The sequence below is a fragment of the Salinigranum sp. genome, from assembly GCF_041641895.1.
Taxonomy (GTDB): Archaea; Halobacteriota; Halobacteria; order Halobacteriales; family Haloferacaceae; genus Salinigranum.
The window spans coordinates 23845-29956 of sequence record NZ_JBEPXO010000039.1; the positions used below are offsets into that span (position 1 = coordinate 23845).

Annotated in this window: 5 protein-coding genes; all 5 read left to right on the top strand. The window is 72.1% G+C overall.

Annotated features, from left to right (window positions below):
* The first annotated feature begins 36 nt into the window (after positions 1–36).
* The 5 genes from ACESK5_RS10200 (at position 37) to ACESK5_RS10220 (ending at position 5862) form a co-directional block, all read left to right on the top strand.
* Positions 37–1266 carry an MFS transporter gene (locus tag ACESK5_RS10200; protein ID WP_372911458.1) on the top strand — a complete coding sequence of 410 codons (1230 nt, stop codon included), beginning with the start codon at positions 37–39 and terminating at the stop codon, positions 1264–1266.
* A 142-nt stretch (positions 1267–1408) separates the two neighbouring features.
* Positions 1409–3445 (top strand): hydantoinase/oxoprolinase family protein, encoded by a 2037-nt coding sequence (locus ACESK5_RS10205; protein ID WP_372911459.1) that lies wholly within the window; start codon positions 1409–1411, stop codon positions 3443–3445.
* Positions 3442–5139 carry a hydantoinase B/oxoprolinase family protein gene (locus ACESK5_RS10210; RefSeq protein ID WP_372911460.1) on the top strand — a complete coding sequence of 566 codons (1698 nt, stop codon included), beginning with the start codon at positions 3442–3444 and terminating at the stop codon, positions 5137–5139. The genes ACESK5_RS10205 and ACESK5_RS10210 overlap by 4 nt, the downstream gene beginning before the upstream one ends.
* A 62-nt stretch (positions 5140–5201) precedes the next feature.
* Entirely contained in the window at positions 5202–5420 is a 219-nt protein-coding gene (locus ACESK5_RS10215; protein WP_372911461.1) for a hypothetical protein, read from the top strand.
* 49 nt (positions 5421–5469) lie between these two features.
* Positions 5470–5862: a hypothetical protein gene (locus ACESK5_RS10220; RefSeq protein ID WP_372911462.1), complete on the top strand. Its 393-nt coding sequence runs from the start codon at positions 5470–5472 to the stop codon at positions 5860–5862.
* Positions 5863–6112: the final 250 nt, after the last annotated feature.

A 6112-nucleotide genomic window follows, 5' to 3' on the forward strand; every position in this document is an offset into this window, starting at 1 on the left:
TCACCGGCACCGGAGACGGGGCGGGAGTGAGACGAGGTGACCCCGACGCGACGGCTCGAACTCGCCCCCCACGCCGCCGCCGTCTCGCTCGGCTACGTCATCTTCTCGTACGCGGCGGTGCCGGTCTCGCTCACCACGCGCCTGGGAATCGACTTCGCGTCGTTCGGCCTCCTGACGAGCGCCGCGCTCGGTGCGTTCGTCCTCTCGCAACCCGTCGCCTCCCACCTCACCGACACCGAGTCGACCGCCCGGCTCCTCCGGTGGGCGCTCCTCGCACACGTCGTCCTTGCTGTCGGTCTCGACCTCGTCACCTCCTTTCCGGCACTGCTTGTCCTCCGGGGGGTGTGGGGTCTCGTCGGCGGGTTCCTCCTGAGCGTCGGCGCGACGCAACTGGCGCGGCTCCACACCGGTGCGGCGACGACGCGACAGCAGGGCGTCTACGGGGCGTTGCTCACCTTCGGCGGCGCGGTGGGCTTCCTCGTCACCCCGTCCCTGGTCGAAGTGGCCGCGGCGACGCCGGGCGTCGGGCCGATTCACGCCCCCGGCGCGCTGCTCGCGCTACCCGCGTTCGTCCTGTTGGCTCGAAGAGAGGGTGACGAGGCGACGCGGCCGCCGACCGGGGAGGGGGCGGAACCAGGCGCTATCGGGTCGCCCGGACCCGGACCCGAAACCGAGGCCGAGGCCGGGCCCGGAGGCGAACCCGAACCGCGGGTGTCGGTCCTCACCCACCCGGTCGTCCTCCTGGCCGCGTTCGTCTACGTCGCCATCATCGGCTCGTTCGTGACGCTGTCGACGTTCGTGACGGCGTACTACACCGACCTCGGGGTCGCGGGCCCGCTGAGCGCGTTCGTGCTCGTCGTCGCCACCGTCGGGCGGTGGCTCGGCGGCCGGGCCGTCGCGGACGAGTGGCTGACGGACGCGACAGTCATCCTCTGGGGGACGGCCGCCGCGGCCGTCGGCTTCGTCGCGCTCGCGGCACCGCTCCCACAGGCGCTCGTCGTGGCCCTCCCGCCGGTGGCGATGCTCGCGGTGTCGCTCCCGTTCGGCGCGGTGTACGCCGTCGCGGCCAGAGCGACCCCCCGGGATGGGGCCGCCCTCGCTGTCGTCGTCGCGGCCGGGAACGTCGGCTCCATCGTCCTCCCGGCGGCGACGGGGGCCGCGCGGGACGTCACGGGTGCCTACGGTGTCGGCTTCCTCGCGCTCGGCGCGCTGAACGTCCTCGCACTCGTCGGCGTGGTGGTCTTCCGACGCCGCCTCCGCGGGTGACCCGCCGCCCCCGCGGACGTGAACTATTTACCTCCGTCACCGATTGTCGACGCATGGCGAACCAGCGGGTCACGGGTCCCCCCGGACGTGTGCGCGCGGTCACGACGAACCGCACAGGGCCACCCGGCGCGGGAGGGTGGCGATGACCACGACCCGCGTCGGCGTCGACATCGGCGGCACGTTCACCGACCTCGTCACGGTCCGCGACGGCGAGATAACGGTCTCGAAGACCCCGTCGACGCCCGACGCCCCCGAACGAGGCGTCGTCGACGCACTCGACGTCGCCGCGGCGCGTGACGGGGTCGACCCCGAGACGATCGGCTTCTTCGGCCACGGCACGACTGTCGCGACCAACGCCGTCCTGGAGGAGGAGTGGGCCGACACCGCGCTCGTGACCACCGAGGGCTTCCGCGACGTGCTCGAGATCGGGCGACAGGCCCGGCCGGACATCTACGACTTTCAGGCGGAGAAGCCGACGCCAATCGTCGAACGCCACCGCCGGTTCGAGGTGCCGGAGCGACTCGACGAGCAGGGGAACGTCGTGAGACCGCTCGACGAGCGCGCGGTCCGCGCGCTGGCCGACGACCTGCGGGGGGTCGACAGCGTCGCCGTCTCGCTCCTGTTCCCGTTCGAGGACGACAGCCACGAGCGGCGCGTCCGTGACCTCCTCGAGGAGGAGGGCGTCGACGCCGCCTTCTCGCTGTCCTCGGTGGTCCTCCCGGAGATTCGCGAGTACGAGCGGACGCTCACGACGGCGCTGAACGCCGCACTCAAGCCGGTGATGGACCGCTACCTCGGCAACCTGGAGTCGGTCGTGCGGGAGGCGAGCGTCGACGCCCCGCTGAGTGTCATGCAGTCGAACGGCGGCATCATCACCGCGCGGGCCGCCCGGGAACGGCCGGTGAACACGCTCCTCTCCGGCCCCGCCGGCGGCGTCCAGGGGGCGACGTACGTCGCCGCGCGGACCGGCAGCGAGAACGTCGTCACGATGGACATGGGCGGCACCTCCTGCGACGTCTCGCTCGTCGAGGGCGGCGACCCGCTCGTCTCCACGGACGTCGAGGTCGGCGACTACCCCGTCTCGGTCCCGATGATCGACATCCACACCGTCGGGTCGGGCGGTGGCTCGCTCGCGTGGGTCGACGCCGGCGGGGCGCTCCGCGTCGGGCCGAAGTCGGCCGGCGCCGACCCCGGCCCGGTCTGTTACGGCCGGGGCGGGACGCGCCCGACCATCACCGACGCCCACGCGCTCCTCGGGCGCATCGACCCCGCCTCGTTCCTCCCGGACGTGCTCGACGGGGCCGGAGGCGTCGAGCGTGCCGTCGAGACCCACGTCGCGGACGAACTCGGCGTCGACGTCGAGACGGCCGCGCAGGGCATCCTCGACGTCGCGAACGCCAACATGGAGCGGGCGCTCCGGGTCGTGAGCGTCGAGCGCGGGTACGACCCCCGCGAGTTCGACCTCGTCGCCTTCGGCGGGGCGGGGCCGCTCCACGCTCCGAAGCTCGCAGCCGAACTCGGCGTGCCGCGGGTCGTCGTGCCGCGGACGGCGGGCGTCCTCTCCGCGCTGGGGCTACTCATCAGCGACACGCTCTACGACCACTCGACCTCGCGGGTCCGCCGACTCGACACGGTCGACCCCGACGAACTGGCGGCCGCGTTCGCGTCGTTCGTCGCGGACGGGCGCGCCCAACTCGAAGCGGAGGGGCTCTCGCCCGACCGGATGCAGTTCGAGCCGTCGATGGACCTCCGCTACGTGGGCCAGTCGTTCGAGCTCTCGGTGCCGACGACTGTCGACGTGGACGCGGCGGCCCTCGAGACCGTCAGGGAACGTTTCCACGAACGGCACCGACAGCGGTACGGGCACGCCTACCCGGACGAACCGGTCGAACTCGTCACGCTCCGTCTCCGGGCCCGCGGCGTCGTCGAGACGCCCGACCTCCGGCCCGAGGGACGGGACGGCTCGGTCGCCGACGCCCGCGTCGAGACCCGGCGCGTGGTGTACGACGGGGAGCCGTCCGACACGCCCGTCTACGACCGGACCCGCCTCCCGACCGACTCGCGCTTCGACGGCCCGGCCGTCGTCGAGGGGCGGGAGTCGACGACGGTCGTCCACCCCGGCCAGCGCGTGCGAGTCGACGCCGACGCCAACCTCGTCGTGGAGGTGGACGGCGGATGACAGACGAGATCGACCCGGTCACGCTCGAGGTGGTCCGCAACGCCTGCGTCGCCGTCGCCGAGGAGATGAACGCCAACCTCGTTCGGACGGGCTACTCCCCGAACATCAAGGAGCGCCGCGACTGCTCGTGTGCGCTGTTCGACGCGAGCGGCGAGATGATCTCGCAGGCGGAGAACATGCCCGTTCACCTCGGCGCGATGCCCTTCTCGGTCGCCGCCGCCGTCGAGCGGTTCCCGCCGGAGACGCTCGACCCGGGCGACTCGGTGCTCCTGAACGACCCGTTCCGCGGCGGCGCGCACCTCCCGGACCTCACGCTCGTCTCACCGGTGTTCGTCGACGGCGAGGTGGCCGCCTACGCCGCCAACCGCGCACACCACGCCGACATCGGCGGCGCTCGCGCGGGGAGCGTCGCGGCGGACTCGACCGAAATCTACCAGGAGGGACTCCGCATCCCGCCGGTGAAGTTCGCCTCGGCCGGGGAGGTGAACGAGGACGTCCTCTCGATGATCCTCGCGAACGTCCGGACGCCCGACGAGCGCCGCGGCGACCTCCGCGCACAGGAGGCCGCCAACGCCACCGGTCGGCGGCGGTTCGCCGGCCTCGCCGAGAAGTACGGCGACGCGCTCGAACCCGCACTCGAAGCGGTGAAAGACTACTCCGAACGGCGGATGCGGGCCGAAATCGACGCGCTCCCGGACGGGACCTACACCTTCGAGGACGTCCTCGACGACGACGGGCGGGGGAACGAGGACCTGCCCGTCCGGGCGGCCGTGACGGTCGACGGGGACGAGGTCACCGTCGACTTCGCGGGCACGGCCCCACAGACGGCCGGTCCCATCAACGCCGTCTTCGCGGTGACGGCGTCGGCGACGTACTACGCCGTGCGCTGCGTGACCGACCCCGAGATTCCGCCGAACCACGGCTGTTACCGCCCCATCACAATCGAGACGCCCGAGCGGAGCATCGTCGACCCCGAACCGCCCGCGGCCGTCGTCGGCGGGAACCTCGAGACGTCACAGCGGGTGACCGACGTCGTCCTCGGCGCGTTCGCGGAGGCGGACGTCTCGCGCGTGCTCGCGGGGTCACAGGGGACGATGAACAACGTCACCTTCGGCGGGACCGACCCGCGGGACGGGTCGCCGTACGCCTTCTACGAGACGCAGGGGGGTGGCTTCGGCGGCCGCGAGGGGAGAGACGGGATGGACGGCGTCCACGTCCACATGTCGAACACGATGAACACGCCCGTCGAAGTGCTGGAGACGGCGTACCCCCTCAGCGTCGAGCGGTACGAACTGCGACCCGACTCGGGCGGAGCGGGACAGTACCGCGGGGGCCTCGGCCTCCGTCGGGACATCCGGGTCCGAGACCACACGGCGACGTTCTCGCTGTTGGCCGACCGACAGCGACACGCGCCGTACGGACTCGTCGGTGGCGACGACGGCGAACCGGGCGCAGCCTATCGAATCGACGACGAGGGTGAGCGACGCCTCCCCGGGAAGTCGACCCACGACCTCCCGGCGGGCGTGACGGTGAGCCTCCGGACCCCCGGCGCGGGTGGGTACGGCCCACCGACGGAACGCGACCCGGCGTCGCTGGCCGTGGACCTCAGACTGGAGAAGGTGTCCGAGGCGGCCGCGCGGGACGCCTACGGCGACCCGCTCGTCGACGCCGCGCTCGAGTCGCTCGACGACTGAGCGTCGAGGGGGCGATCGACGGAGGCGCCGCACTTTTTGCCGCTCGCGTCCCTCCGGTGGGCGTGGTCCGTCGGACGCACTACTGCCGGCGCTGCGGGGCGGCCATCGACCCCGGTGACGTCTACAGCGCAGTCGACGTCCTCGACGCCGAGGGACGCCTCCGCGAACTCCTCTGTCGCGCCTGCGGGGCCGACCTCCGGGCGTTCGTCGCGGGCGACGGGGACGGCGGGGACCGAGAGACGGGGGCCGCCGGGACGGAACCCGGGGACGAGAACGGGTGAGTTCGTGGGAGATACCCACCTTTTTGTCGCTCTCGGCCCTTCGACGGACATGGTCGACCAACACGTCGAACTCGGGGTCCCACAGCAGATACTCGACTCGCTCCCCGACAGCGAGGGGGACGCGGCACAGGACATGAAGCAGGCGGTGGCCGGGCTAGAGACACGGCTCAACCGGGCCATCGACTCGGCCGAATCGGAGTCGGAGGCGGCGGGATACGCCGTCGACGTGCTCGAACGGCTCGAGGACGACCTCGAACGGTACGACGAGTTCGTCCCCGAGCTGCGGGCGTGGGGACAGTCCCCCATCTACGCCATCGCCTGGCGCAACCTCCAGGCCGACCTCGTGCTCCAGATACACGAACACGACTGGCTCTCCGGCCACATCGACCGGGAGCGCAACCACCGTCTCGTCGAGGACGGCATCCGGTTCGGGAAGCGGTAGCGCCTCCGCGCCTTCTCCGCCCGAACCGAGCGACCGAGGTGAGACACCGACTGGCACGCGCCGTCGGATAGTGTACGTGTATTTATACGTCGTGGGCGGATACTCCCTCGGTTATGAAATCCACCCACACGGGAGTATCGACGCGGCGCGCGGTCGTCCGCGGACTCACAGGCCTCGGAACCGCCGGCCTCGTCGGCACCGCCGGCTGTCTCGGTGGGTCGTCGACGCCGGGAGCGGGGGGGGGGGGCCC